Annotated in this window: 23 protein-coding genes; 13 read left to right on the top strand and 10 right to left on the bottom strand. The window is 63.4% G+C overall.

The features are described 5' to 3' along the window. Positions 1-7: 7 nt before the first annotated feature. Positions 8-2,770 carry a PAS domain S-box protein gene (locus ACO054_RS18940; RefSeq protein ID WP_421708145.1) on the top strand — a complete coding sequence of 921 codons (2,763 nt, stop codon included), beginning with the start codon at positions 8-10 and terminating at the stop codon, positions 2,768-2,770. A gap of 96 nt (positions 2,771-2,866) precedes the next feature. Continuing rightward, positions 2,867-3,268, top strand: coding sequence for a response regulator (locus ACO054_RS18935; RefSeq protein ID WP_421708144.1), 402 nt, complete (start codon positions 2,867-2,869; stop codon positions 3,266-3,268). A gap of 28 nt (positions 3,269-3,296) precedes the next feature. Here ACO054_RS18935 and ACO054_RS18930 read toward each other — a convergent pair whose 3' ends face one another. From ACO054_RS18930 to ACO054_RS18910, 5 genes are all read right to left on the bottom strand, one after another. Next, positions 3,297-4,346, bottom strand: coding sequence for a DUF2332 domain-containing protein (locus ACO054_RS18930; RefSeq protein ID WP_421708143.1), 1,050 nt, complete (start codon positions 4,344-4,346; stop codon positions 3,297-3,299). A 118-nt stretch (positions 4,347-4,464) separates the two neighbouring features. Continuing rightward, on the bottom strand, positions 4,465-5,184 hold the full coding sequence (locus ACO054_RS18925; RefSeq protein WP_421708142.1) for an ABC transporter permease: 720 nt from the start codon (positions 5,182-5,184) through the stop codon (positions 4,465-4,467). A 15-nt stretch (positions 5,185-5,199) separates the two neighbouring features. Continuing rightward, positions 5,200-5,907, bottom strand: a complete 708-nt coding sequence (locus tag ACO054_RS18920) for an ABC transporter permease (protein WP_421708141.1) — start codon at positions 5,905-5,907, stop codon at positions 5,200-5,202. A gap of 125 nt (positions 5,908-6,032) precedes the next feature. Further along, entirely contained in the window at positions 6,033-6,881 is an 849-nt protein-coding gene (locus ACO054_RS18915; RefSeq protein WP_421708140.1) for an ABC transporter substrate-binding protein, read from the bottom strand. Between the two features lie 36 nt (positions 6,882-6,917). After that, positions 6,918-7,700, bottom strand: a complete 783-nt coding sequence (locus ACO054_RS18910; RefSeq protein WP_421708139.1) for an ABC transporter ATP-binding protein — start codon at positions 7,698-7,700, stop codon at positions 6,918-6,920. A 276-nt stretch (positions 7,701-7,976) separates the two neighbouring features. Here ACO054_RS18910 and thpR point away from each other — a divergent pair, with 276 nt between their 5' ends. Both thpR and ACO054_RS18900 read left to right on the top strand, forming a co-directional pair. Continuing rightward, entirely contained in the window at positions 7,977-8,525 is a 549-nt protein-coding gene (thpR, locus tag ACO054_RS18905; protein ID WP_421708138.1) for an RNA 2',3'-cyclic phosphodiesterase, read from the top strand. Between the two features lie 56 nt (positions 8,526-8,581). Next, positions 8,582-9,205, top strand: coding sequence for a 2-hydroxychromene-2-carboxylate isomerase (locus ACO054_RS18900; RefSeq protein WP_421708137.1), 624 nt, complete (start codon positions 8,582-8,584; stop codon positions 9,203-9,205). A gap of 39 nt (positions 9,206-9,244) precedes the next feature. On the opposite strand, the gene ACO054_RS18895 is transcribed toward ACO054_RS18900, so the two are convergent. Together ACO054_RS18895 and ACO054_RS18890 are read right to left on the bottom strand one after the other, a co-directional pair. Continuing rightward, positions 9,245-10,861: a phosphoenolpyruvate carboxykinase gene (locus ACO054_RS18895; protein ID WP_421708136.1), complete on the bottom strand. Its 1,617-nt coding sequence runs from the start codon at positions 10,859-10,861 to the stop codon at positions 9,245-9,247. 219 nt (positions 10,862-11,080) lie between these two features. Then, positions 11,081-11,884, bottom strand: coding sequence for a HugZ family protein (locus ACO054_RS18890; RefSeq protein ID WP_421708135.1), 804 nt, complete (start codon positions 11,882-11,884; stop codon positions 11,081-11,083). A 244-nt stretch (positions 11,885-12,128) separates the two neighbouring features. Here ACO054_RS18890 and ACO054_RS18885 point away from each other — a divergent pair, with 244 nt between their 5' ends. From ACO054_RS18885 to ptsP, 6 genes are all read left to right on the top strand, one after another. Next, entirely contained in the window at positions 12,129-12,830 is a 702-nt protein-coding gene (locus ACO054_RS18885; protein WP_421708134.1) for a response regulator transcription factor, read from the top strand. A 74-nt stretch (positions 12,831-12,904) separates the two neighbouring features. Continuing rightward, on the top strand, positions 12,905-14,683 hold the full coding sequence (locus tag ACO054_RS18880) for a stimulus-sensing domain-containing protein (protein ID WP_421708133.1): 1,779 nt from the start codon (positions 12,905-12,907) through the stop codon (positions 14,681-14,683). Between the two features lie 44 nt (positions 14,684-14,727). Then, positions 14,728-16,068, top strand: coding sequence for an RNase adapter RapZ (gene rapZ / locus ACO054_RS18875; RefSeq protein ID WP_421708132.1), 1,341 nt, complete (start codon positions 14,728-14,730; stop codon positions 16,066-16,068). Between the two features lie 225 nt (positions 16,069-16,293). After that, on the top strand, positions 16,294-16,704 hold the full coding sequence (locus ACO054_RS18870) for a PTS sugar transporter subunit IIA (protein ID WP_421708131.1): 411 nt from the start codon (positions 16,294-16,296) through the stop codon (positions 16,702-16,704). Positions 16,705-16,717: 13 nt separating this feature from the next. Beyond that, the gene (locus tag ACO054_RS18865; RefSeq protein ID WP_421708130.1) at positions 16,718-17,026 is read left to right on the top strand and encodes an HPr family phosphocarrier protein; all 309 of its coding nucleotides are present in this window, start codon (positions 16,718-16,720) and stop codon (positions 17,024-17,026) included. Continuing rightward, complete coding sequence (gene ptsP / locus ACO054_RS18860) at positions 17,016-18,815, top strand: phosphoenolpyruvate--protein phosphotransferase (RefSeq protein WP_421708129.1); 1,800 nt, start codon at positions 17,016-17,018, stop codon at positions 18,813-18,815. The genes ACO054_RS18865 and ptsP overlap by 11 nt, the downstream gene beginning before the upstream one ends. 123 nt (positions 18,816-18,938) lie before the next feature. On the opposite strand, the gene ACO054_RS18855 is transcribed toward ptsP, so the two are convergent. Both ACO054_RS18855 and ACO054_RS18850 read right to left on the bottom strand, forming a co-directional pair. Continuing rightward, positions 18,939-19,421: a copper chaperone PCu(A)C gene (locus ACO054_RS18855; protein WP_421708128.1), complete on the bottom strand. Its 483-nt coding sequence runs from the start codon at positions 19,419-19,421 to the stop codon at positions 18,939-18,941. A gap of 152 nt (positions 19,422-19,573) precedes the next feature. Then, positions 19,574-19,969, bottom strand: a complete 396-nt coding sequence (locus tag ACO054_RS18850) for a DUF2946 family protein (protein ID WP_421708127.1) — start codon at positions 19,967-19,969, stop codon at positions 19,574-19,576. Between the two features lie 227 nt (positions 19,970-20,196). On the opposite strand from ACO054_RS18850, the gene ACO054_RS18845 reads away from it, so the two are divergent. The 3 genes from ACO054_RS18845 (at position 20,197) to ACO054_RS18835 (ending at position 25,173) form a co-directional block, all read left to right on the top strand. Then, positions 20,197-21,282, top strand: coding sequence for a zinc ABC transporter substrate-binding protein (locus ACO054_RS18845; protein WP_421708126.1), 1,086 nt, complete (start codon positions 20,197-20,199; stop codon positions 21,280-21,282). A gap of 195 nt (positions 21,283-21,477) precedes the next feature. After that, positions 21,478-22,776, top strand: a complete 1,299-nt coding sequence (ahcY, locus tag ACO054_RS18840) for an adenosylhomocysteinase (RefSeq protein ID WP_421708125.1) — start codon at positions 21,478-21,480, stop codon at positions 22,774-22,776. A gap of 420 nt (positions 22,777-23,196) precedes the next feature. Then, positions 23,197-25,173 carry a PAS-domain containing protein gene (locus ACO054_RS18835; RefSeq protein WP_421708124.1) on the top strand — a complete coding sequence of 659 codons (1,977 nt, stop codon included), beginning with the start codon at positions 23,197-23,199 and terminating at the stop codon, positions 25,171-25,173. Between the two features lie 44 nt (positions 25,174-25,217). Here the strand turns inward: ACO054_RS18835 and ACO054_RS18830 are convergent, their stop codons facing one another. After that, a complete protein-coding gene (locus ACO054_RS18830) occupies positions 25,218-26,297 on the bottom strand; it encodes an NAD(P)/FAD-dependent oxidoreductase (RefSeq protein ID WP_421708123.1) in 1,080 nt (359 codons plus the stop codon). Positions 26,298-26,362: the final 65 nt, after the last annotated feature.

Raw genomic sequence — 26,362 nt, 5'->3', positions numbered from 1 at the left:
AATCCGGATGGAAGAGGAACTGCGCAGCAACGCGGAAGATCTGGATTTTCTGATCTCCTCGGCCGGCGGTGCCTTCTACAGCGCCAGACTTACCGAGGGGATCGCCGGTGAGATCGCTGTCTTTGAGGTCGACCCGAGTATCGAACTTCAGACCGGCTACGGACCGCAAGACTTCAAAAGCCATCGGAACTTCTGGAGCGAGAAAGTTCATCCAGACGACCGCGATCGCGTCGCCTCAGAACGTCGCGACCTCTTCGAGCAGGACTACTGTGAACAAGAGTATCGCTTTCGGCACGCAGACGGATCCTATCGCTGGATGCTGGATCAAATGAGGTTGAAGCGTACGGCGGATGGTACGCCCGTTGCCGTCGTCGGCCTCTACACCGACATCACGGAACGCAAGGAAGCCGAGCAGGCACTGGAAACCGCGGTTCTTAAGGCGACGTCCGAGCTGCGGCAACGCGAAGCCCACCTGCGTCTCATTACCGACAATCTTCCTGTTCTGATCGTCTACGAGGACCTGGATCTACGATACAGTTTCATCAATCAAACAGGTGTGACCTGGTACGCGCAACCACGCCAGCGGATCATCGGGCGTTCGGTCGCCGAAGTGCTGGGTACCGAGAGTTTCGGAAAAGTAGAGAACTATATCGAACGAGCACGTCAGGGATTCCAGTCGAGCTTCGAGACGACCATGACCTATCCAGATGGCGTGAAACGAGACGTTCAAGCTCTCTACATTCCAGATCGGGACGATCAGGGCAACGTCAAAGGTCTGGTCGCGATGGCCTTGGATATCACCGACCGGAAGCGGGCGGAGAACGAGTTACAATCGAAGAAAAACGAGCTGGAACTGATCTTCAATCACGTCCCGACGCGCATTTTCTACAAGGATGACAGCAACCGAATTCTGCGTCTTAACGCACCTGCCGCGCAGTCTATGGGCATGACAGTCGAACAGATCGAAGGCGCAAGTTCCTTCGATCTGTTCCCCGAGATCGCGAAGAAGTATCACGCAGATGACCTGGAGGTGATCCGGTCGGGCAAACCGAAGCTGGGCATCATCGAGGAATACCTTCCCCGAGATAGCGAGCGCGGCTGGGTACGCACGGATAAGGTTCCCTATACGGACCCAGAGACAGGCGAGCGCTTCGTTTTCATCGCTGCCTCCGACATCACAGCGGAGAAGCTCGCGGAAGAACAGTTGCGCGCCGGCGAGGAGCGCTATCGCTCTCTCTATACGCGGACCCCTGTGATGCTGCATTCGATCGATGCCGACGGACATCTTCTTAGCGTTAGCGACTTCTGGCTTGAGAGGTTTGGATACAGCCGGGACGAGGTTATCGGCAAACCCGCTATCCAACTCATGACGCCAGAGTCGGCCCACAGGTCGATCACGGAAGCACTGCCGCAGCTTCTGCGAAACGGTATCTGCAAAGACCAAGAATATCAGGTCGTCACCAAGAACGGCGAGGTACTGGATATTCTTCTTTCGGCTGTCGCTGAGTATGACGAGACAGGCGAATTCAGTCATTCAATGGAAGTGCTGACCGATATCACCAAACGGAAGGTGGTCGAACGGCAGCTTATCCAGGCGCAGAAGATGGAGTCGGTCGGACAGCTGACCGGCGGCCTAGCCCACGACTTCAACAATCTTCTTGGCATTGTCATGGGCAATCTGGAACTGCTGGAACAATCGATCGTCGATGACAAGGACGCGACACGTTGGATCAAGGCAGCTCTGGACGCGGTTGATAGAGGAGCGGAGTTAAACCGGCGACTGCTCGCCTTCTCCAGACGGCAAACTCTTCAGACTCAGTCCGTCGACCCCAACCCTCTGATCGAAGGTATGGAAGATCTATTGCGGCGCACGCTTGGGGAATCTATCGCCTTCGAGTGCCGCCTAGGAAAACAGATTCCCCATGTCCGAAGCGATCCTAACCAACTCGAATCCGCGATCCTGAATCTCGCCGTTAATGCACGGGACGCCATGCCCCTCGGCGGCCGATTGACCATCGAGACGGAGCATGTAGACCTCGACGAAGACTACACCTCGCGTGAGAGCGAGGTGGCTCCCGGGGACTATGTCGTGCTGTCGGTCACGGATAGCGGCGAGGGTATTCCGGCCGATGAGATCGATAAGGTCTTCGAACCTTTTTTCACGACCAAGGACATCGGCAAAGGTAGCGGTTTGGGTCTCAGCATGGTCTACGGCTTCATCAAGCAGTCCGGCGGCCATATCCGGGTTTACAGCGAGGTTTCCGTGGGCACCACGGTTCGCCTCTACCTCCCGGTGCAGCCGAGCAGCGCGGATGGAAATGCTGTGCCGGCGGCTCAGCCTCTCGATGTCGAAAGTGGGAACGAGACTGTACTCGTTGTCGAAGACCAGGTCGAAGTCCGAACCGTAGCCGTCTCCTTATTACGTAATCTGGGATACACCGTTGTAGAGGCTGAAAGCGGTCCGCAGGCCCTTCTGATCCTGGAGGAAGATCGTGAGATCGATCTTCTCTTTACCGACATCGTAATGCCCGGCGGCATGGACGGTACGCAGGTCGGAAAGGCTGCGCGGAAACTCAGACCGGGCTTGCCGGTGCTTTATGCGACGGGCTATGCGGAAGCTGCCGTACTTCGCGAAGGCGAAGTCAAGGCAGCACACAACCTGGTGACCAAACCGTATCGGCGCAAAGAACTCGCTCAGAAAGTTCGGCAAGCTTTTGATGAAAACAAACTGCAGCGTCGCGGCAAGGTCGTTTCCGCACCTCAGGCATAGATGGTTGGAGACAAGAATGCCAGTCCGGTTTTCGTATCTCCCACCAAACAGCAGACGGCTGCGACAGGGTTGCCGGCTGCTGGGAGCAGGTATTCAATGACAATTCTCATTATCGACGACGAGCAAGCTCTTCGCGAGACTCTGCGGGAAATGCTTGAGACACTCGACTACGACGTTTGCGAAGCGGAGGACGGCAGCCAAGGCCTGGAGATCTTGAAATCAGGACGAAACGTTGGATTGGTCATCACTGATATTCTAATGCCTGAGAAAGACGGCATCGAAACCATTCACGACATTCGGCGCCTCTACGCACGACTTCCAATCATCGCCATGTCGGGCGGCGGCGTGACTCGTAATATGTCGTTTCTGGAGTACGCGCGCAAACTTGGCGCAACTCGCGTCCTCCACAAACCCATCAAGTTCAAGGATCTGACGGACGCGGTCGCATCTATCGCACCGCTACGCAATGGAAGTGTCCCGTATCTATTTGGGATTTAGGTTTTGGGCGATTCCAACAGGGTCACGCCTAACCATGCCATTCCACCCAGCGGCCGTGGAAGTCGATCCGTCCAAGTAGGTGATCGGAGGGACCTCGACCGGTCGTGACGGTCAAGGCGGCGCCCGGCGTTCGGCCATCGCTCTCCATGCGCAGCCAGGCAAGCGGAGCCTCCGGCATTGCCTGATCTAGCGCTTTCATCATTGTCTCTAAAAAAGCGACACGTGCCGGTTCCGGGAAGTACTGAAGAACGATGCTGTGGAAGACAACGTGACAGTAACCGCTCCAGGTCTGGGCCAAGCGACCGGAAATCCACTCGACAGCGTCGGCTTGCAGCACCTCGGGTTTCTCTCCTGTAGCAATATCGAAGGCGGCCTGTAGGCGGGCGAGGCGGTCTGACTGGTCCGGCCAGACGAAGGACGACAAGCGCAAGCGATGCTCGGGATCGCGAGGGTCGAGCGGGTTGAGGTCACAGCCCTGACGCGCGGAGACCTCCACACGGCCGTTCGGCGGCGGCACTCCGCGCCACTCGGGCGCAAGCTGCAAGGCGCTGTCCCGCTGGCCCAGTCGACGCCCGCCGAAGTCGTAACCGTAGAGTGCCAGGTTGAGGTTTAGCCCGGCCGAGCTGCCCACTTCGGACAGGACGAAAGGCAAGTCGTAGCGCTCGGCCAAATGAGAGAGGCCTGCAAAGAGACCGTTCGCACGTTGGACTTCGTTGGTCTGTGGAGGAGAGTCGAGCCAAGCGTAGATCCAGTCGTCATACTGAACCAAAGCCCCCGCCAGCGCTTGCCAGACAGCCTCATCGTCACCGACCTCCTGCGGCGGATAAACATCCACCAAAGCAGGAGATCGGCCACTGAGCACCAAGGCGTGGAAAGCGCCCATAAGACGCAGCGGCACCGCTTGACCGCGAGGACCTGGATCACCGGACCAACTCAGCACACGTTCGGCGGCGCGTCCGAGGCCCGGCGCCAGGCGCTCGGCACAGAGGGCGCAGAGCCTGGCGGTGAAGGGGGATCCCAATGTCAAACAAGCTTCGCTCTGTGTCTCGAAAGCTGTGCGGACTGCGGATTCGGACATGGCGGCTCCTTCACAGTTGGCGCGGCCAAGCTGACCGCTCCCGACCTCGCATAGCAAGCACCCCCGGCACAGAGCAGCCCTGCAGATCCGTCAAATGCTTCGGCGGGGAGTTAGCTGGCTAGCCGCGCGGCACCGACGGCTCTTCCAACGGACGATCGCGGAGATGGCCAGACAAGCGCCGTTCGATGCGCCGGAACAGCCCCTGCAGACCGTAGACGATCACCAGATAGAAAATGGCTGCCGTCAGGTAGAGTTCGTAGAACGCGAAGGAACGCGCCGCCACCCTTGAGGCCACACCGGTGATATCCATCAAGGTGATTAACGACACCAGGGATGTGGCCTGCAGCAGGAAGATCACCTCGTTGCTATAGGCTGGCAAGGCGATCCGCGCGGCCTTCGGCAGAATGATCCGGCGGTAAAGCTTGCTGCCCGACATGCCGAAAGCGCGTGCCGCCTCGACCTCGCCGTGCGGTACAGCCTGGATGCCGCCGCGCAGAATCTCGCAGGTGTAGGCGGCAGTGTTGAGCGTCAGCGTCAGGACGCCGCAGAACCAGGGGTCGCGGAACAGGACCCAGAGACCGAGCGTGCGGAGCGTCTCGGAGAACTGCCCGGCACCGTAGTAGACCAGAAAGAGCTGCACCAGCAGGGGCGTGCCGCGAAAAAAGAAGGTGAACCCCTGAACCGGCAGGGAAACAAGAGGGTTGCGGCTGACCCTCAGAATGGCGAGCGGGATCGCCAGGATCAGGCCGATCGCCAGCGAGATGAATGTGATCTCGACGGTCAAGACCGCTCCGGAGAGGAAGCGCGGCAGGCTGTCCCAGACGATCTCGAAATTCATGCCGGCGGCGTCTCCTCAGGCCTGACGTACGCCGCGATTAGCCCAACGCTCCAGCCGACCCTGAACCACGACCGAGACGGCCGTGATGGCAAGGAACAGCAGGGCGGCGGCCAGGAAGAAGGTGAAGGGCATGCGGGTCGCCCCGGCGGCGATCTCCGCCTTACGCATCAGCTCCTCTAGCTGGATGACGGACATCAACGCGGTGGCCTTGATCAGGACCATCCAGACGTTGCCCAACCCTGGCAGGGCAAAGCGCAGCATCTGCGGGAAGAGGATCCGTCGAAACAACAGAACCCGGCTCATACCGCTGGCGACCGCCGCCTCGATCTGTCCGCGCGGCACCGCCAGGTAGGCGCCGCGAAAGACTTCCGCGGCGAAGGCGCCGTAGATAAAGCCGAGCGTGATGGTGCCGGCCGCAAAGGGATCCAGGTCGAGCCGGAAGTCTGCGAAACCGGGACCCCACTGACGAACGGTGCTTTGCAGCAGCGTCGGCACGCCATAGTAGATGAGCAGGATCAGAACCAGTTCGGGAACGCCCCGGATCACGGTCGTGTAGGTATCCGCCGCGAAAACGATAGGCCGAACGGAACTGAGCTTGGCCCAGGCGGCGAGCAGACCGAAGACGACGGCCAGGGCCAAGGAGACGAGACCGACGAGCAGCGTCATCTGCAGCCCTTCGATCAGCGTCGGCCAGCGCGCCTCCAGCGCCGCGATGCTCTCCATTCTGCCTCCGTTCGCCGGCCTTCCTCAGACCCTCTGAGCACGCCCCGCGCTCGACCGCAGCGCCACCCGACACCCGAACCAAGCCGGATGTCGGGGAGAGGCGATGCGGCTAGACGCGCTGCAGGCTATTCGGCGCCGTAGACGTCGAAGTCGAAATACTGATCGTTGATCTGCTGATAGGTGCCGTCGGCACGGATCTTGTCGATCGCTGCGTTGAAGGCCTCACGCAGGGCATCGTCTTCCTGACGGATCGCGACACCGACACCTGTGCCGAACCAGCGGGCATCGGTGAACCCGGGGCCGACGAACTCGAAGTCGCCTCCGTCGTCCGTCTCCAGGAAGCCGCCAAGCACGACGGAGTCGGCCAGCAGCATGTCGACGCGACCGGACACCAGATCGAGGTTCGCCTCTTCCTGCGATCCGTAACTGCGCACCTCCACGATGTCCCCGAGATTGTCCTGTAGAAAAGCCTCGTGGATCGTCGCCGATTGCACGCCGATCACCTTGCCGTCCAGGCTGTCCTTTTCGAAGACGATCTCATCGACGTTGCCGACCGAGTCGTCCCCGCTCAAACCTTCGGCGATAGAGTACCCCGCCCCCTTGCGCTGCACGAACTTGGCAGGGGTCTGATAGTACTTGCCGGTGAAATCGACGACCTGCTTGCGCTCCTCCGTGATCGACATGGAGGCGACGATGGCGTCGTACTTCTCGGCCAACAGGCCGGGGATCATCCCGTCCCAGTCCTGGATGACGAATTCGCAATCGAATTCGGCCGCCTCGCAAAGCGCCCGCGTGATGTCGATGTCGAAGCCCTTCAGCTCGCCGTTTTCATCGATGAAGTTGAAGGGCGGGTAGGCGCCCTCGGTGCCGATCCGCACGGTGTCCGCGGACGCGGCCGTCGCCGCCAGGCTGAAAGCCGCCGCGGCCGCCAAGGTCAGTGCGATGTTTCGCATGGTCGTTCGATCCCTCTTCACGTTCACTCTCTCTTCATTCAGCTTCCGCCTTACCGTCTATCCGGCCATCGCAAGATGGGAGGCAAGGAAGTTACGGCAGCGCTCGGACCGCGGGTCGCTCAGCACCTGCGCCGGCGGCCCCTCCTCCTCGACACGGCCTTCGTGCAGGAAGATCACCCGGTCGGCGACCTCCCGGGCAAACCCCATTTCATGCGTGACGATCACCATGGTCCGCCCCTCCTCGGCCAGGCGGCGCATCACGCGCAGCACCTCTCCCACGAGTTCCGGGTCCAGAGCCGAAGTCGGTTCGTCGAACAGTAGGACATCCGGCTCCATCGCCAGAGCCCGCGCGATGGCCGCGCGCTGCTGCTGACCGCCGGAGAGGTGAGCGGGGTAGTAGTCGGCGCGTTCGGCGATGCCGACCTTCTCCAAAAGTTCCATGGCCTGCGCCTTGGCCTCGGCCCTCGGCACGCCGAGTACGTGAACCGGCGCTTCGATGACGTTCTGCAGGACGGTCATGTGGGTCCAGAGATTGAACTGCTGGAAGACCATGCCGAGGTGCGTGCGCAGCCGGTCGACCTGCGACCGGTCGAAGGCCGCCCGCCCGCGCCGGTCGCGACGCACTTCCAGCAGCTCGTCGCCGACCCAGACGCGCCCGCTGTCGGGAATCTCAAGCAGGTTGATGCAGCGCAGGAAGGTGGACTTGCCGGAACCGCTGGCGCCAATCAAGGCCACGACATCGCCCTGGGCAGCCGTCATCGAGACGCCCTTGAGCACCTCCAGCAAGCCGAAGGACTTGTACATCTGCTCGACGACCAGCGCCGGCTGGCGATCTGCCATCAACCGGAGTTCCGTTTCCCTGACGTGCCTGACTGCGACACGCGCAACGACCACCCTGGACCCGGTCTGATACGCCGGGTTTGTCATGAGGCCGCAACGTTAAGGCGCCATAGCATGTGCTGCAAAGCAAAAAACCTTGCCGGCCGGGCTTATCAAGCCGGTGCGAAGGCTTGCGACGGCGCGGCCTGTGCCTGCTAAACTGAGGATGTCTGAAGAGACCCATACAGGGGTCCGGAAACACGCGCCCACTCAGGCATCGTCGGGAGGGCTTCCGTCATGCGCCTGTTCGTTGCCCTGAGCCTACCCGAGGAGGTTCGCGAAGGCCTCGGCATGCTCGGCACCGGCCTGCCCGGCGCACGCTGGGTCGCAGAGGACAACCTGCACCTGACACTCCGCTTCGTCGGGGACGTCGACGGTGCGCAGGCCCGAGATCTTGACGATACTCTCTCGGCTATCGATGCGCCGGGTTTCGAACTGACCCTGCAGGGCCTCGCCACCTTCGGCGACGGCATGAAGCTGCGCTCCCTCTACGCCGGCGTGGCCCCGAACCCGGCGTTGACGCACCTGCAGGCCAAGGTCGAGAGCGCCGTCGTGCGCGCAGGCTTGCCGGCCGAACGACGGAAGTTCAAACCGCACGTCACCCTGGCACGCTTCAAGGGCGATCCCGGTCCCAAACTCGGCCTCTACCTGAAAGACCATAGCCTGTTGCGGATCGGCCCCTTTACGGCCGATCACTTCGTTCTCTACTCCTCCCGACTGGGTGCCGAAGGCCCTCACTATACGGAGGAAGTGACCTACGATCTGGAACGCGTGGGCGCCTTCTAGCGCCTGCCGATAACAGCCGGCAGGCAGATCCCGCACAACAACGAGGACCGAGTCCCGTGAGCAGCATCACCACTTTCTATTCCGTTCGCGGTTCCTTCGCCTACCTGGGCCAACAGGAGGTCGTTCGTTTGGCCCGCCAAAGCGGGCGACGTCTGATCCACAAGCCCATGCTTTTGTCGATCGTGGTGCCGGAGACTGGTGGAATCTGGTTTACGGATCGGCATCCCGCCCGCGTGCGCCATGCCTGGGAGGATTTCCAGCGCTGGGCGGCCTGGCGAGGCGTGCCGGTCGTGCCCGAGGACCCGAAAAATCACTACGGACCGATGGAACTGCCCAGCGGCCTGGTGGTCGCAGCGCAAAAAGCCGTCGAGAGTGGCGGCGATGGAGACCTGGACCGGTTGGCTTTCGAGATCCTGGCCGCGCTCTGGCGGGACGACCGCGACATCGCGGACCCGGCCGTTCTCGACGAACTCGCCGCGGCCTGCGGTTTCGATGGACCGACCCTGCGCGACGTGGCGCTGTCCGAAGCGGCGCAGGCCGAGGTCGTCGCCAATTCGCGTGAAGCTGTGCAACTCGGCGTGATCGGCTCGCCGAGCTACCTGGTGGACGGCGCGCTCTTCTACGGCCAGGACCGCCTGCACTTCGTCGAAGCGGCCCTGCAGAGGTCTGCGGCGGCCTGACCGGAACCGCCGACCCTCTCCTTCGGGAAACTCCTGCTCCTACTCGGCCGCGACTTGGTAGATGCCGGCAGCCTTCACGCCATCGTCCACGTAGGATTCGAACTGTTTGAAATTCGCCTCGAAGCGCTTGACCAAATCGCGCGCGATCCGGTCATAGGCCTGAGGGTCCGCCCAGGTCGCCCGAGGGTCCAGCACCTCGGCGGGAACTCCAGGACAAGAGGCGGGCACCAGCACGCCGAAATCGGGGTGCGGATGCATCTCCACGCCGTCCAGATCCCCGGCCAGGGCGGCGCGCAGCATGGCGCGGGTGAGCTTGATGTCCATGCGCTTGCCCACGCCGTACTGGCCGCCGGACCAACCGGTGTTGACCAGCCAGCAGTTGGCGTCGGCCGCTTGCATCTTGTCGCGCAGCATGCGGGCGTAGACGCTTGGGTGGCGCGGCATGAAAGGCGCCCCGAAACAGGTTGAGAAGGTCGCTGTCGGCTCGCTGCCCAGGCCCTTTTCCGTGCCGGCGACCCGGGCCGTATAGCCGGACAGGAAGTGGTACATCGCCTGCTCGGGCGTCAGGCGGCTGATCGGCGGCAGCACGCCGAAGGCATCGGCCGTCAGCATCACGATGTTCTTCGGCAATCCGCCCTGCCCGGCCGCACTGACATTGGGAATGAAGTCGATGGGGTAGGAGGCGCGGGTGTTCTCCGTGTAGTGAGCAGAGTCCAAGTCCAACGCCCGCGTGTCCTTGTCCATCACCACGTTCTCGAGAACCGTACCGAACCGGCGGGTGGTGGCATGGATCTCGGGCTCGGCCTCGGCGCTCAGGCGAATCACCTTGGCGTAGCAACCGCCCTCGAAATTGAACACTCCGGTGTCCGACCAGCCATGCTCGTCATCGCCGATCAGGGTACGCGCCCCATCCGCCGAAAGCGTCGTCTTGCCGGTGCCGGACAGGCCGAAGAAGATCGCCGTATCGCCCTTCGGACCGATGTTTGCTGAGCAATGCATCGGCAACACGTCGCGCTCGGGCAACAGGTAGTTGAGGATCGAGAAGACGGACTTCTTGATCTCGCCGGCATAGGAAGTACCGCCGATCAGCACGATCCGCTGGGCGAAGCTGACCAGCACGAAGCACTCCGAGCGTGTTCCGTCGGTCGCCGGGTCGGCCTGCAGACCGGGAACCTGAAGCACCGTGAAGGCCGGCTCGAAGTCCGCCAGTTCGTCGTGCGACGGCTGGATGAACATGTTGCGGGCGAAGAGGTTGTGCCAGGCGCACTCGGTCAGGATGCGCACTGGTAGGCGATAGGCCGGATCGGCCCCCGCGAAGCAGTCCTGCACGAAGAGATCGCGACCTTGCAGATAGGCCCGCGCCTTGGCCAACAGCCGGTCGAACTGCTCCGGCGCCATAGCGACATTGACCTCGCCCCACCAGATGTCGTCGCTGCTCTCGGCCTCCTCGACGATAAACTTATCTTTGGGACTGCGGCCCGTGTGTTCGCCGGTTAGAGCCACCAGGGGCCCGCCGGCGGCCAAGCTTGCTTCCCCGCGCGTCAGCGCCTGCTCGTAGAGCGCCGGAGCGGCAAGGTTCCAGTAAAGGTTACCCAGATTTCGCAAGCCCAGGCTCTCGAGCCCATGCCGCGACACGACCGGTCCTTGCGTGCCCACTCGTTGTCTCCCTATCGCTTGATCGGCCCGCACCCTCGGACCCCGGTCCTTGTGTCTGAACCGCTTGGGATCTGTGTAGCGCTGCCGCGATGTGGGGGCAACTTTGCCGTTCTCCGCCTGGACCGCGGCGTGAGAGCCTTGAGACGGCAAGGAGACCAGGATGCGGCCCATTCGGTCCCAAGCTGCCGGGAAGGGCGTCCAGGAACGGGCGAACCAAGCCTAAGTCGGCTTGTCGGTCCCGGCTGCCTGACTCTCGGCCTGGCTCCGGCGCGCCTGCTTGGTCAGGCGTACCAGTTCCACGCGACAGCTTTCGGCGTCACGCACCGTCTTCGCGAAGGAGAGCCGCTCCAGACTGTTGCCTCGGCGCAGGTCGCAGCCCTCCGGATCGACACCGGTCATGACCCAGGCGCTCTGCGAGGGCTCCGGTCGCCGATCCAGAAGCTGATCGGCCATGACGGCAATAGCGTCGGCGTGGTCCTCGTTCATATGTGCAACGATCTCGGCCTCGGCCTCAGCCAGGTCTGACCGGTCCGAGACGTCGAACAGCAGCTCGGCAGCCTCGATCCAATGGATCCGGCCAAAACCGGCGACCAGATGCGCCCGTTCGACCTGCAGGCGATAGAGATGAAAGTCCCGAAAATCGGCGTAGAGCGCCGCACCCGGATGGCGGCGCACCACCCGCGCCTTCAGCCGAGGGTCGTCGACGCATTCGATGCGGCCCAGCACGCCGGCGCGCGCGCCTGTCAGAGGATCGTCCAGACCGGCCACGTCGCTGACGAGAAGGCCGAGGCGCGGGTCCGCCTTCAGGTTAGCGGTGTGATCGGCCAGATCGGACAGCAGCAGCAGCGGGCAGCCGGCATGATCCACGGTCACCAGAACCAGCGAAGGGTAAGGCCAGCCGGACCCGTCCCGCGCAAGCCCGCTCGCCAACGCCCCTGTCTCCGCCCGGCGCAGCAGACGGCGCACCTGTGACGCCGGCTGCGGCGACGAGGCTCTGTCCGGATCGGTCGAAACTTCTGTCATGCCTGGGAGATGACCGCTCGAAACGCCGACCGTCAAGAGCCGGACCAGTCCTTCGAAAGTGGGCGCAACTAGATCATAATAGGAACAAAATGTGGCAGAGACGTCTGCCACATTTCGCGGCGGCGCCCTACCTTGGCCCGAAAGCGGCGCCAGCTTGGCGTGCAGGCAGAAATGCAAACACACGTGAGCCCGTACCGGGAAACCTCCCTGTCCGGCGCCCCCTTTTCAGGCAGGGACCCAACAGATGCAGCACACTATCGCCCTGGTCGACGACGACCGAAACATCCTGACGTCCGTTTCCATGGCTCTGGAGACCGAAGGCTACAAGGTCCGCACCTACACCGACGGGTCGGAGGCGCTGCGCAGCCTCTCGGCCCAGCCGGTGGACCTGGCAGTGCTGGACATCAAGATGCCACGCATGGACGGCATGGAGCTGCTGCGCCGCCTGCGCGAGGGCTCGAACCTGCCGGTGATCTTCCTGACCTCAAAGGACGACGAGGTAGACGAACTGCTCGGACTGCGCATGGGCGCCGACGACTACATCAAGAAGCCCTTCTCCCAACGCCTGTTGATCGAGCGCATTCGGGCGCTTCTGCGCCGCGAGCGGACCAGCCGGGACGAGACAGGCGAGGGTCCGCGCGAACAGCCTCTGCTGCGCGGCAGCCTGATGATGGACCCTGGTCGCCATCTGGTGACTTGGCGCGACGAGCCGGTCAACCTGACCGTCACCGAGTTTCTGATCCTTAAGGCCCTGGCCCAGCGCCCCGGTCACGTGAAGAATCGTGATCAGTTGATGGACGCGGCCTACGGCGAACATATCTACGTCGATGACCGAACCATCGACAGCCACATCAAGAGGCTGCGCAAGAAGTTCAAACAGGCCGACGAGGATTTCTCGCAGATCGAGACACTCTATGGCGTAGGCTATCGCTACAAAGACGCCTAAGATCGGTGCACATTCCGACGTGACCCAAGGCGCCCTTCGGAGCCAGCGCCATCGTTAAGAGTTGACCCGCCCGCATGACCGTCGAGCCCTTCGCCCCCGCCTACGAGGCCGACTCGCCGACGACCGCACGCCGGAAGGCGCCAGCCGCCCGGGCGGCAGAGTCAAAGGCCGAAACGGCTTCGGCGACCGCCGCGAAACGGCCGGAGTCGCTGTCTCGCCGGCGTCGGCCGGCTTGGCGCTCGCCGCTGACTCGGCGGATCCTGGCACTTAACATGCTGGTGCTGCTGATCCCGGTACTCGGGCTGCTGCATCTCGACCAGTATCGACAGTCGCTGATCGATTCTGAACTGAAGGCGCTTCAGGTCCAGGCCGAGACCTTCGCACTGGCCATCGGCTCGGCCGCCGTGGTGGACACGGCGAGCGGCGAGCAGCAGCTGTTGGAGGACGCAACCCGCCAGACCGTGCGGCTCCTCGTGGCCGGCACCACGCTGCGCGCGCGGATATTCGACCGCGCCGGACGCCTGACGGCCGACTCCTTCCTGCTGATGGGGCCTGGGGGGCAGGTCAAGGTCACCGAACTGCCGCCTTTGGAGACGGGCAACGGTCTGGTCCGCTGGATCGACGATCTCTACAACACCGTGATCTATGGGCTGCCCGGCGATCACGGACTGCCGCCCTACCGCGAACCGCTCAGCCAGAGCGCCAGCGACTACGCCGAGGTTGTCGCCGCCCTCGCCGGCGATGCGGCGGGCCGGGTGCGAGCCGGCGAAGACCGCCGCATCGTCCTCTCCCTGGCGGTGCCTGTTCAACGCTATCGCCAAGTGCTGGGCGCGCTCATGCTTACCAAGGACGGCGACAGCGTCGATCGGGCCGTGCGAGACCGCCGCCACGACATTCTGCTGGTGTTCGGAATCGCTCTCGCGGTGACGGTCCTGCTCTCGCTCTACCTCGCACGTACCATCGCCCTACCGATCCGACGCCTGGCCGAGGCGGCCGACCGGGTGCGCGGCGGCAGCAGCGGCCGGCAACGGGACGGACGGGGTCAACGCGGCTTCATCACAAGCTTGAGTCGCCGGCACGATGAAATCGGCGATCTGGCTCAGGCGCTGCAGCAGATGACGGACGCCCTGAACACGCGTATGCAAGCAATCGAGGGCTTTGCGGCAGATGTCGCGCATGAGATCAAGAACCCCCTGACCAGCCTGCGCAGTGCCGTGGAAACGGCCGCCAGGATCGAGGACTCCAAACAGCAGAAGAAGCTGATGTCGATCATCGTCGACGACGTGCAGCGGCTCGACCGCCTGATCAGCGACATCTCCGACGCCTCGCGCCTAGATGCCGAACTGGCGCGCGCGGATGCCGAGGAGGTCGACGTCGCCAACCTGTTGGGGACCCTGGCCGACGTCTACCGCTCAGTTGGGGAGGAGCGCGAGATCAAGATCCTCTGCAACACCGAGACTGGCCAACGCCTGCGCGTTCAGGGCCTGGAGGGGCGCCTGGGTCAGGTCTTCCGGAACCTCCTGTCCAATGCGATTTCCTTCTCGCCATCCGGTGGCACCATCCGACTACAGGCCCGGCGCGACAACCGCTCCCGCGCCGAAGGCGGCGATTGGATCGCAATCTCGGTCAGCGACGCAGGTCCCGGACTGCCCCAGGACAAGCTGGACGCCATCTTCGACCGCTTCTACAGCGAACGGCCCGAGGGAGAAAAGTTCGGTACCCACTCCGGCCTCGGGTTGTCGATCTCCAAGCAAATCGTGGACGCCCATGGCGGGGTCATCTATGCCGAAAACCGTTTCGAGGCCGGTGAAGTCGTCGGCGCCCGTTTCACCGTGCGCCTGCCAGCCGCCTGACACCCGAGCGGGATACGGATAGTCATGCCGGAGCAAACCCGAGGATGAGCGGTTTCCCCGATCAAGAGCTTCTGCACGCCACGGCGGTGGAGCTGGATACGCCCGACGGTCCCATCGGGATACTGCTGCGGGGCCCCAGCGGCAGCGGCAAGTCGGATCTGGCCTTGCGCATGATCGACGACGGCGCGCGTCTGGTGGCAGACGATCAGACTCAACTGACCTGTGACGGCCTGCGAGTCCTCGCCCGGGCGCCGACGCAACTCGAAGGTACGCTGGAGGTGCGCGGTGTCGGCCTTGCCGGGGTTCCCAACGCGGCGGAGACCGAAGTTCGTCTGGTGGTCGAGCTGACCGGCGGCCAGACCGACCGCCTGCCCGAGGAACACTCGGTCCTGCTCCTCGGTCAGCCCGTGGCTGCGCTCCATCTCGATGCGCGCCAGCCTTCGGCTCCGGCCAAGCTTCGGCTTGCAGCACGCAGCCGCGCCTCCGCCCTCGGCAGGCCGCCAGTTACAGGCATGAGCAGCTCCAAGGAATCGCAAGCCCTGCCGGTGGTCGTGGTCACCGGGCTGTCCGGCGCCGGCCGCACCACGGCCCTCAAGCTTCTGGAAGACATCGGCTACGAAGCGATCGACAATCTGCCGCTCAAGCTGCTCGGCCCTGCCGTCCTGGCCGGCCACCTCGACCAGCCGGTCGCGCTGGGTGCGGACATCCGTAATCGCGACTTCGCCGCGCAGCCCTTTCTGGAGCAACTCGACGCCCTGATCGCAGAACCGGCGCTGGCCGTGAAGCTCGTGTTCATGGACTGCGCCGACGACGTGCTGCAGCGCCGCTTCACCGAGACACGGCGGCGACACCCCCTGGCACAGGAGCGTCCCTTGGCAGACGGTCTCGCGGCCGAGCGGACGATGACCGCCCCACTCAAGGAACGCGCCGATCTGGTCATCGATACCTCCAATCTGGCGGTTCCCGACTTTCGCAAGCTGCTGACCGGCCACTTCGGCCTGGGTAACGATGGATTGGTGGTCTTCGTGACCTCCTTTTCCTTCCGCCAGGGGCTGCCGCGCGAGGCCGACCTAGTTATGGACGTCCGCTTCCTGCGGAACCCCCACTACGTCGAGGCGCTGCGGCCGCTGACAGGGCGCGATTCTCAGGTCGCCGCCTACGTGGCCAGCGATCCTGCCTTCCCCGGCTTCTTCGAAACCCTGACGGATCTGATCGAACCGCTGCTCCCCCGTTACGAGGCCGAAGGCAAGAGCTATCTGACGATCGCCATCGGCTGCACTGGCGGAAAACATCGCTCAGTGGCGACGGCGGAGAAGCTGGCGGCCTGGCTAACGGCCCAGGGCCGCGACGTCACGGTCGGCCATCGCGACATGCCCCGGACCTGAAAGCCCGGACCTGAAAACCCGGACGTAGGGACAGACAGACTTCGGTCGTGGCGAAGCCGCGCAGAGGCCAAGAACGAGGGCCTGTGCGAGCTTTTGGGGTGAGCCTTTGGAAAAGGTCGCGGAGCCCCTAACTTGCGCCAAGTCCCTTTTTCTGGAGAACAGGTGGTTCCACCCAGTCGGAAAAGCGTCTAGCCTCCCGCTCCCACTTTTAGGGCTGTCTTGCCGATGATCGGTCTTCTTTTGGTTACCCACGGCCGCCTGGCCCAGGAGTTCATCTCCGCCATGGAGCACGTGGTCGGGCCTCAGCCGAAGGTCGCGGCGGTCTGTATCGGACCGGACGACGACATGGAGGCACGGCGGAGCGAGATCATCGCGCAGGTCAAGGCCTGCGATACAGGCGACGGCGTAGTGATCTTGACGGATATGTTCGGCGGGACGCCCTCCAACCTAGCGATCTCGGTCATGGATCAAGCCAAGGTGGAGGTCATCGCCGGGGCCAACCTGCCCATGCTGATCAAGCTGGCCAGCGTACGTCAGACCGCGAGCCTGGCCTCAGCCGTCGCTCAGGCGCAGGAGGCAGGGCGCAAGTACATCAACGTCGCTTCCCAACTTCTGGCGGGCGAGGCCGTACGCTGAAAAGGGCCCGAGCATGAGCGATACGGCGCCCTGCGCCCCCCAAACGGGCCGACCTGGCGCCGAGATGGACGTCACCATCGCGAATCAGCGCGGACTGCACGCACGCGCCGCCGCCAAGTTCGTTAAGCTGGCCAGCAGTTTCGATGCCGAGGTGTTGGTCACGAAGGGGTCGAACTCCGTATCGGGTTCTTCTATCATGGGTTTGATGATGCTGGCCGCCGCACCCGGCTGCCGCATCCAGGTGGCGGCCAGCGGGCCGGACGCCGAAGCCGCGGTGAAGGCTCTGGCCGAGCTGGTCGAACGCAAGTTCGATGAAGACTGAACCACGCAAAACGCACGTCGCTAAACGAACCCCAAAGGCCGAAAACAAAGAGCGCGTCTTCGAAGGACTGGGGGTTTCGCCCGGGGTCGCCATAGGACCGGCCCACCCACGCGAAGGCGAGGTCGCGCGCGTCCCGGAATACAGCGTCGCCGCCGCAAAGGTCGAGGCGGAGATCGAGCGCCTCGAAAAGGCGATCGCCAAAGCGGTCCGTCAGCTCGAAAAGATCAGGCGTAAGTCCGCAGGCTTCCACGGTGCCTCAGGGGAAGAACTGGGCTTCCTTCTAGAGGCGCATCTGCAGATGCTATCCTCGCGTCGACTGCGCGAGGGGGTCATCGCGCGCATCGCCAAACGCCTGAATGCCGAAGCGGCGGTCGCTCGGGAGATCGAGGCGATCGCCGAGGCCTTTTCGGAACTGGACGACGCCTATCTTCGCAGTCGCGCCAGTGAGATCCGAGAGGTGGGCCAGCGGATCCTGCGCAATCTGAATCAGCGTGGCTTCAGCGGCTTCGGCGATCTGAACGTCAGCAGCGTCGTGGTGGCCGAGGAAATCACCCCGGCCGACACGGCCTTGATGGATCCGGCGAAGGTGGCCGGTTTCGCCTGCGCTCTCGGGGGCGCGGAGGGCCATACCGCGATCATGGCCCGTTCCCTGGGCTTGCCGGCGGTTCTGGGCGCGGCGGGTATCGTCGCTGGTGTCGAGCCCGGTAGCCCGATCATTGTCGATGGCACCGAAGGCCTGGTGATCGTCAATCCGACGAAGAAGCGTCTTACCGCCTACCGAAAGCGCCAGGCCGAGCAAGCCAAGGAAGTCAAAGCGCTCAATCGCTTGCGCAAGCTGCCGGCCGAAACCAGGGACGGCACCCGCGTTCAGTTGCAGGCCAATCTGGAGCTGCCTCGGGAAGTCGGTCAGGCGACGGCCGTTGGCGCCGAAGGCGTCGGCCTGCTGCGCACCGAGTTCCTCTACATGAACCGCAACGACCTTCCCGACGAAAACGAGCAGACGGAAGTTCTCAGCGACATGGTGGCCGGGCTGGCCGGCAAGGCAGTGACCATCCGCACGCTCGACATCGGTGGCGAGAAACTGGCCTCCGCCCTCGGTGGGCGCCTGGGAGCCTGCGCCAATCCCGCGCTGGGGGTCCGTGCCATCCGCCTTTCGCTGCGGGCACCGGAGCTGCTGGAGACTCAGTTCGCGGCGATCCTGCGCACGGGCGCGGCCGGGCCGATCCGCATCCTGCTGCCGCTGATCACCAGCGTGGAGGAGCTGCGCGAGGCGCGCGCCATACTTCTGAAGGTCTGGCGCCGCCTAAAGCGCCGCAAGGTTCGCATGGCCAAGACGTTGCCGCCGCTTGGCGTGATGATCGAGGTACCGGGCGCCGCACTGTCCGCCGACGCCCTAGCACGTGAGGCCGACTTCTTCGCCGTCGGCACCAACGACCTGATCATGTACACGCTCGCGATCGATCGCAGCGAGGAGCAGGTCGCACATCTCTATAACCCCCTGCATCCGGCCGTGTTTCGGCTGATCCACTTTGCCGTCGATGCCGGGTTGCGGGCCGGCAAAAGCGTCTCGGTCTGTGGCGAGATTGCCGGCGACCCGCGCTACACGCCGCTGCTCATCGGTCTGGGCGTGCGCGAACTCTCCATGGGCCCGAAAGCCTTGGCCAGGGTGAAAGACCGGGTACGGCGGCTGGACTCGGCCGCCGCGGCGCGTCTGGCAAGCGAGATTTCGATGTTGAGCGACGCTGCCGAGATCGCTCGCTTGCTCGACTTCTTCAATGAACGCCTCTAGCAACCATCTGATTTACAAAAAAAAGCGGGCGGCAATCGCCGCCCGCCCAGATCGTTTTGCACTTGGCCAAATACTGCAGCTGGCCACTGCCGCAGGCGACAGTAAGTGCCTAGGGTTCGAGCCCTAGTGGGTGGTACCGGCACCGTGGTTGTGGCCACCCGTCTCGCTGCCAATGGCTTCGATTGAGACCTCGACGGTCACCTCGCCAGCCTGCTCGAACGTCAGGGTCATCGGGAAGGACTCACCAGCGGCGAGCGGCTGCTTGAGCCCGATGAGCATAACGTGCAGACCGCCGGGCTCCAGCACGGAGGGCGTGCCGGGATCGATTTCGATGGCCTCGATCTGACGCATCCGCATCACGCCGTCGTCCATCAGGTGCGTGTGTAGCTCGACCGATTCGGCCACGTCGGACGACGCGGAGATCAGGCGGTCGGTTTCACTCCCCTCATTGGTCAGAACCATATAGGCCGCACCGGCCTTGGCCATGCCGATCGAAGCACGCGCCCAGGGGTGGTCGATGTGGATCGCACCGGCCTTAAAGTCGTGCGCGATTGCGGTGGCGGTCGCCAAGGCCAGCAGGCAGAAGCCCGCAACGAATTCTTTCATCTCTTCACTCCAGTTTCTTGAACGGTCTACAGGGAGGGAACGGCGTCCTTTCCGACCAGACCGGTAGGATTGTTCTTTTGACGATGGGGTCGATTTCTCGCTGAGAAGCCGCCCGCGACAGCCGCGGGCAACAGCTTTCTTCCGCGCTTTTCTCAGGCGATGGCCGGCGGTGCCCGTGCCGGCGGCGCGGCGGCGCCGGACCAGGAGACGGGCAAGGGGGTCCGTCCGGGGCGGGACAGGACCTGCGGCGTCGCCCAGGACAGCCGATGGAAGAGCGGCTCGGGCAGAACGGCGCTGGCTGATGCCAGACTGCAGAAGGGACAAGACGGCCTAGTCGCATCCGGGTCGCCCGGCAAGGGCTCGAAACCCTCCGGCGTCCAGACCAACCTTTTGATGCCATCGGGCGAACAGATAACGATCACCGGCCCGTCCGGCCGTTCGGCAGCCGTCGCAGCCAGGGCCACGCCAGCAGTCGCTTGCGCCGCCAGGTTGACGAGCAAGGCAAGACCGCAGAGCCAGGCGGCGGTTTGGTGAAGTCGCCGAATCATCGTTGCTACACTACAGAAACGGGTCACGGCCACAAGGCGCTCTCCACGCACATCGGCCGCGACCTTTTCGCGCCGGTTGCGAAGCCGCCACGAGGTTGCGCAGGTCTCGCGGGTGCGCCCGACGGCAAGAGAGGGTCTGCCAAGCCGGTGCACTGGCCGTTTAGGCTGGAAATAGAAAGTACGTTATATCATAACGTTCGCCCGTTCTCGTTCCAGGAGCCTCCCCGATGGTCAACCGACTGCTCGCCCTGCTTCCGTCGACCGCCGCCTTGCTGCTGTCTTCAGCTACTCTGGCTCAGACACCGCCGGAGGTCTCGGTTTCGATCAAGCCCCTTCACTCTCTCGTATCGGCGGTGATGGAGGGCGTTCAGTCGCCCCACCTGATCGTGGATGGCGGAGGCTCTCCCCATACCTACAGTCTGCGGCCATCGGATGCGGAAGCCCTGGCGGAAGCCGATGCCGTCTTCTGGATCGGGCCGGACCTCGAGACATTCCTGATCGGGCCGATTGAGGGACTCGCACCGGACGCACGTCGGGTCGCATTGCAGGACATCGACGGTCTCGAAAGGCTACCACTTCGCGAAGGCGGCACCTTCGAGGCACATGTTCATGATGATCACGGGCACGGGGACGATCATGACCATGATCACGGACATGACCACGATCACGGACATGATCACGACCATGGGCATGACCACGACCATGGGCACGACCACGACCATGGGCACGACCACGACCATGGGCATGACCACGATCATGGACATGGGCACGGGCACGGGCACGGGCACGGCGCCTTCGACGCGCACTACTGGCTCGACCCGGAAAACGCACAACGCTTCGTCCGTCACATCGCCACGGTCTTAAGTGAGATTGATCCGCACCACGCCGAGAGCTACCAGCAGAATGCAGCCGAGACCGAAGCCCGGCTTACAAGCCTTACGGAAGATATGCGGGCCACGCTGGCACCGGTTGCGGATGAACCTTTCATCGTTTTTCACGACGCCTACAGATATCTGGAAGACCGCTTCGGCCTGAACACCGTCGGGTCGATCACCGTATCGCCAGAGCAGAGCCCCAGTGCGAGGCGGATTGCGGAAATCCGGGACAAGATCGCCGAACTCGGTGCCACCTGTATCTTTGCCGAGCCACAGTTCGAATCACGCCTGGTCGCAATCCTGGTCGAGGAAACGCCCGCGCGTGCTGGCGTTCTCGATCCGCTCGGCGCGGATATACCGAACGGTTCCGACCTTTACTTCGATCTGATGCGGTTCAATGCGGAGGCGCTACGCGGCTGTCTCCAGCAGAGTTCCTGAGGATCGCCTTCGCCGGAGCGCGATGGGGTCTGTGACGCGGAAGCCTCGCGGTTGTCCCCGGCCGCAGCTTGCCGGCCGGGGGCGATACTGCTATCTCCCCCGCATGCCGTAAGGCTTTTGCCGAAGATCCCGAACCTCTCCTGCAACGCGCCCCGTGCAAACGCCCGGGGTCACCGATCGAAGGACTTCTCTCCAATGGCCGAATTCACCGACTACAAGGTCAAAGACCTCTCGCTGGCCGATTGGGGCCGTAAGGAGATCGAGATCGCCGAGACGGAGATGCCCGGTCTGATGGCGTTGCGCGAGGAGTACGGCGCCTCCAAGCCGCTGAAGGGCGCGCGCATCGCCGGCTGTCTGCACATGACCATCCAGACCGCCGTGTTGATCGAAACGCTGATCGAACTGGGCGCCGAGGTGCGCTGGTCGTCCTGCAACATCTTCTCCACGCAGGACCAAGCCGCCGCTGCAATCGCGGCTGCAGGAATTCCCGTCTTCGCCTGGAAGGGCATGAGCGAGGAGGAGTTCTGGTGGGCGATCGAGCAGACGGTCACCGGGCCGGACGGCTGGAAAATCAACATGGTCCTGGACGACGGGGGAGATCTGACGCAGCTGCTGCACAAGGACGAGTATGCGCCCTTGATGGCCGAGGTGCGCGGCATCTCCGAGGAGACCACGACCGGCGTGATCCGCCTTTATCAAATGGCCAAGGCAGGCACGCTGAAGGCGCCGGCGATCAACGTCAACGACTCCGTCACCAAGTCCAAGTTCGACAACAAGTACGGCTGCCGTGAGTCTCTGGTCGACGCCATCCGGCGCGGGACCGACGTCATGATGGCCGGCAAGGTTGCCATGGTCTGCGGGTTTGGCGATGTCGGCAAAGGTTCGGCGGATTCCCTGCGAAACGCGGGGTGCCGCGTGATGGTCAGCGAAGTCGATCCGATCTGCGCTCTGCAGGCGGCGATGGAAGGCTACGAAGTGGTGACCATGGAGCAGGCTGCGCCGCGGGCGGATCTCTTCGTAACAGCCACCGGCAACAAGGACGTGATCACCGTCGACCATATGCGCGCGATGAAGGACCGCGCCATCGTTTGCAATATCGGCCACTTCGATACCGAGATTCAGATCGAGGGGCTGCGGAACATGAAGTGGGACAACGTCAAGCCGCAGGTCGATCAGGTCGAGTTCCCCGACGGCAAGAAGATCATTCTGCTGTCGGAAGGCCGGCTGGTGAATCTGGGCAATGCCACGGGCCATCCGAGCTTCGTCATGTCCGCCAGCTTCACCAATCAGGTGCTGGCGCAGATCGAACTCTGGACCAACGCCGACAATTACCAGCGGCAGGTCTACGTGCTGCCCAAGAGGCTCGACGAGAAGGTCGCAGAACTCCATCTCGCCAAGGTCGGGGCCCATTTGACGAAGCTTTCGTCCGACCAGGCCGAATACATCGGCGTAGAGACCGAGGGACCGTTCAAGGGCGAGGCTTATCGCTACTAGAACGCGACTCTGTTCGACGGAAGCGACGTCGCTTCCGTCGAACAGGTGGCCCGCACTCCAAACCCGTGGCGATAGCGCCACGCGAACCCCATAACTGTGGGGCACATCACCGCCTATTCGCCGGCAAACGACGGTCAGCGTCCGCTTGCTTGATGACGGAATCTGACCGTAGACTCCAATTTGCGTAAAAGTGCGCTCTAAGGGGGGACGGTAGGGCCGAACCAACGGCGTTAGTTTCGGTGCGGTTTCTATCGTTGAGACGGTATGGCTCCGGCCTGGATTGCAGCGTTGGCCTGCATGATTCTGGTTTGCTTGGCCGGGGTCGTAACTCTTCGTGCCCGGCGCAAATCGGCCGAAAGCGCCGCAGCTGAAGCAACCGCACAGACCGCCCTCGCGCAAGCGAGGTCCGAGCTTCAGGAAATGCGCGACAGGGCTGAGCGCGGTCTGGCCGAGCACCATGACGAGAGCCGCCGACGCGAATCCGCAGAGGTCGAGCGTGACAATCTCTACAGCCTCCTCAACGGCTTGCCACGGCCGGTCTGGTGGCGCAGCGGCGATCTCTCCCTTCTCCACGCCAACGACGCTTACCTGGCCGCTGTAGGACAGAGCCGCGACCAGGCTCTGGCGAGCAACGCGGAGTTGGTGGACGCCGACGATCGCGAAGCGGCGCGCGCGCTGGCGCGTGCAGCTCTGGCCAGTCAGGAAAGCTCGTCCCAAGCCTTCCATGTGGTCGCCGGCGGACGCCGCGTCCTTCTGGAGATTACCGAGACCCCCTTGGCCGACGGGACGCTGGTGGGACATGCACGCGATCTGACGGCGGTAGAGGAGCTGCGTGCGGAGCTCGCACGCCATAGCCGTGCGCAAAGCGACGTGCTGGAGAACATCAACGTCGGGATCGCGGTGCTTGGCCCCGACATGCACCTGACCTTCTACAACCAGGCCTATTCGCGCCTATGGCAACTGAACGAGGCCTTTCTCGCGAGTGAGCCGCATATCACGGAGGTCTGGGACCGTCTTCGTGCGGCCCGCCGGCTGCCGGAGCAAGCCGACTTCGGCGAATTCAAGTCGCAGCAACTGCGCAGTTTCCAGCGGGTGATCGAACCGGTGGAGGAGCTGATGCACCTCCCGGACGGCACCACTCTTCGCTTCGTCATAAACCCGCACCCCTTCGGCGGCGTGCTGCTGACCTACGAGGACGTGACCGATACGCTGCGCCTCGAACGGACCTACAATACGCTGCTGGAAGTCCAGAGGGAGACGCTGGATAATCTGTTCGAAGGCGTCGCCGTCTATGGCGCCGACGGTCGTCTCAAGCTCTATAATCCCGCTTTCGCCCAGATCTGGGACTTGCCGACGGCGCTCCTGGATACCCATCCGCATGTCCGCGAGATCGTTCAGCGCACCAGAGACTTCTACGACGTCGACGACACCGTCTGGAACAGGCTGATGGAACAGATGGTCGTGGCCAGTACCGAGCCACGCGAAGCCAGCGGGCGGCTGGAACGCGCCAACGGAACGCAGCTTGACTGGACCCAGGTGATGTTGCCCGACGGAGCGAGCCTCTTCACCTACGTCGACGTCACCGATTCTACCCGGGTCGAGAGGGCTCTGCGCGAGCGGAACGAGGCCTTGGAGACCACCGACCGGTTGAAGTCCGAGTTCATCGCCAACATTTCCTACGAACTGCGGACCCCCCTCAATGCGATCATCGGCTTCGCGGAAATCCTGGAAAACCAGTACTTCGGCCCGCTGAGCGAACGTCAGCGCGAGTACAGTCACGCCATCGTCGACTCGTCCCAGCGGCTGATCGCGCTGATCAACGATATTCTCGATCTGGCATCGATCGAAGCGGGCTACCTGATCCTCGAACGCTCGCCGGTCTCCGTGCCCGATCTCTTGACCGACGTCGGCGGCCTGGTTCGCGAACGGGTCCGCAGCGCCGGTCTGGAGCTTTCCGTCGACTGCCCGGCGGACTTCGGTTCTCTACTCTGCGACCAGCGCCGCGTCGTACAGGCGCTTTTCAATCTGCTGTCCAACGCGATCAAGTTCACACCGGAAGGCGGCTCTATTCGTTTGAGTGCGGCACGCCTGCCAGGCGAGGTGCTGCTTTCGGTATCGGACACCGGAGCCGGTATCCCCATGCAGGACCAGAAGCGGGTTTTCGGCAAGTTCGAACGCGGCAAAACCCAGGCTGAGCGACACGTTGGCGTCGGCCTCGGTCTTTCTCTGGTCAAATCCTTGGTCGAGCTGCACGGCGGACGGGTCGAACTGCATTCGTCGGCAGGTGCCGGGACGCAAGTGACCTGCCGCTTGCCGGACCTGAGCGCTTCCGCGGAAACGAAAGTCGCGGTGTTGCGCCAGCCCCCCGCTACACCGCGCGCCAAGTCGGGCGAGTAGCGGGCCGGAACGCCCTATTCCCTCGGACCGTTCGCGAAATGATCTCAGGCAGCGCTGTCGCGCTGGTCGTCACCCGGCAGGCCCTTGGTGGTCGAGTACTCCCAATGCAGAGCCTCGCCAGGGTGAACGAGTGCGTAGATCGCATGAGCCGCCATCGCGGCCTCGGAAAAACCGCAGAGGATCAGTTTCAGTTTGTTGGGATAGGCAGCGACATCGCCGATGGCAAAGACGCCCGGCACCGAAGTGACGCAACTCCCGGGATCGACCTGGACATGGCTACGCTCCAAGTCGAGCCCCCAATCGGCAATCGGACCGAGGTTCATGGAGAGGCCGTAGAAGGGCAGGAGAGCGTCGGCTTCCAACCTGCGCTCCTTGCCGTCCAGATCACGCACGACCACTGCCGACAGCTTCTCTCCGTCGCCGTCCAGCCTGTGCAACTGGTAAGGCACCACCAGCTCGACTCCGCTATCGGGCGCGGCGGCCAGGGCATTCAGCTTGGCCACACTGTCGGGCGCGGCGCGGAACTTCGCACGGCGATGCACCACCGCGACGGACCGCGCGACCGGCGCCAGGTTGAGCGCCCAGTCCAGCGCCGAGTCGCCGCCGCCAGCAATCACCAAGCGCTTGTCCCGGAAGGCTTCGGGCTTCGGCACCATGTACTGCACCGCCCCGCTCGCTTCGTAACCTTCAAGCCCCTCCAGAGGCGGACGGTTCGGCCCGAAGGCGCCGACGCCGGCGGCAATCACGACCGCCGTCGCCTCGATCGTCACGCGCTTGGAGGTGGTCAAACGCCACCGCCCCTCGGAGGTCCGCTCGAGCGTCTCGACTTGTTGACCGAGGTGATAGCTGGGATCAAAGGGCGCGGCCTGCTCCGCCAGCTTTTCGATCAGGTCGTAGGCCATCACTTCAGGGTAGCCGGGGATGTCGTAGATCGGCTTTTCGGGATAAAGCGCAGCGCATTGGCCGCCAATCGCGTCCAGCGCATCGACGACCGCCGCGCGCATCTTCAACATGCCGAGTTCGAAGACGGCAAAGAGACCTACGGGTCCCGCACCGACGATCGCCACGTCGACATCGTGGATGGCGCCGTTTGCACCTTGGGTCACGTGAGGGGTCTGGGTCATGAAAAGACGCGGTCGGTGGAGAGGGAGAAGAGGCTCAGTCTCTCGCTACATGGCAGGCTGTCCGG

The sequence above is a fragment of the Algihabitans sp. genome (assembly GCF_965226985.1).
Taxonomy (GTDB): Bacteria; Pseudomonadota; Alphaproteobacteria; order Kiloniellales; family DSM-21159; genus Algihabitans.
Note: the sequence above shows the minus strand (reverse complement) of the source record. Positions and strands in the feature narration are given on the sequence as shown.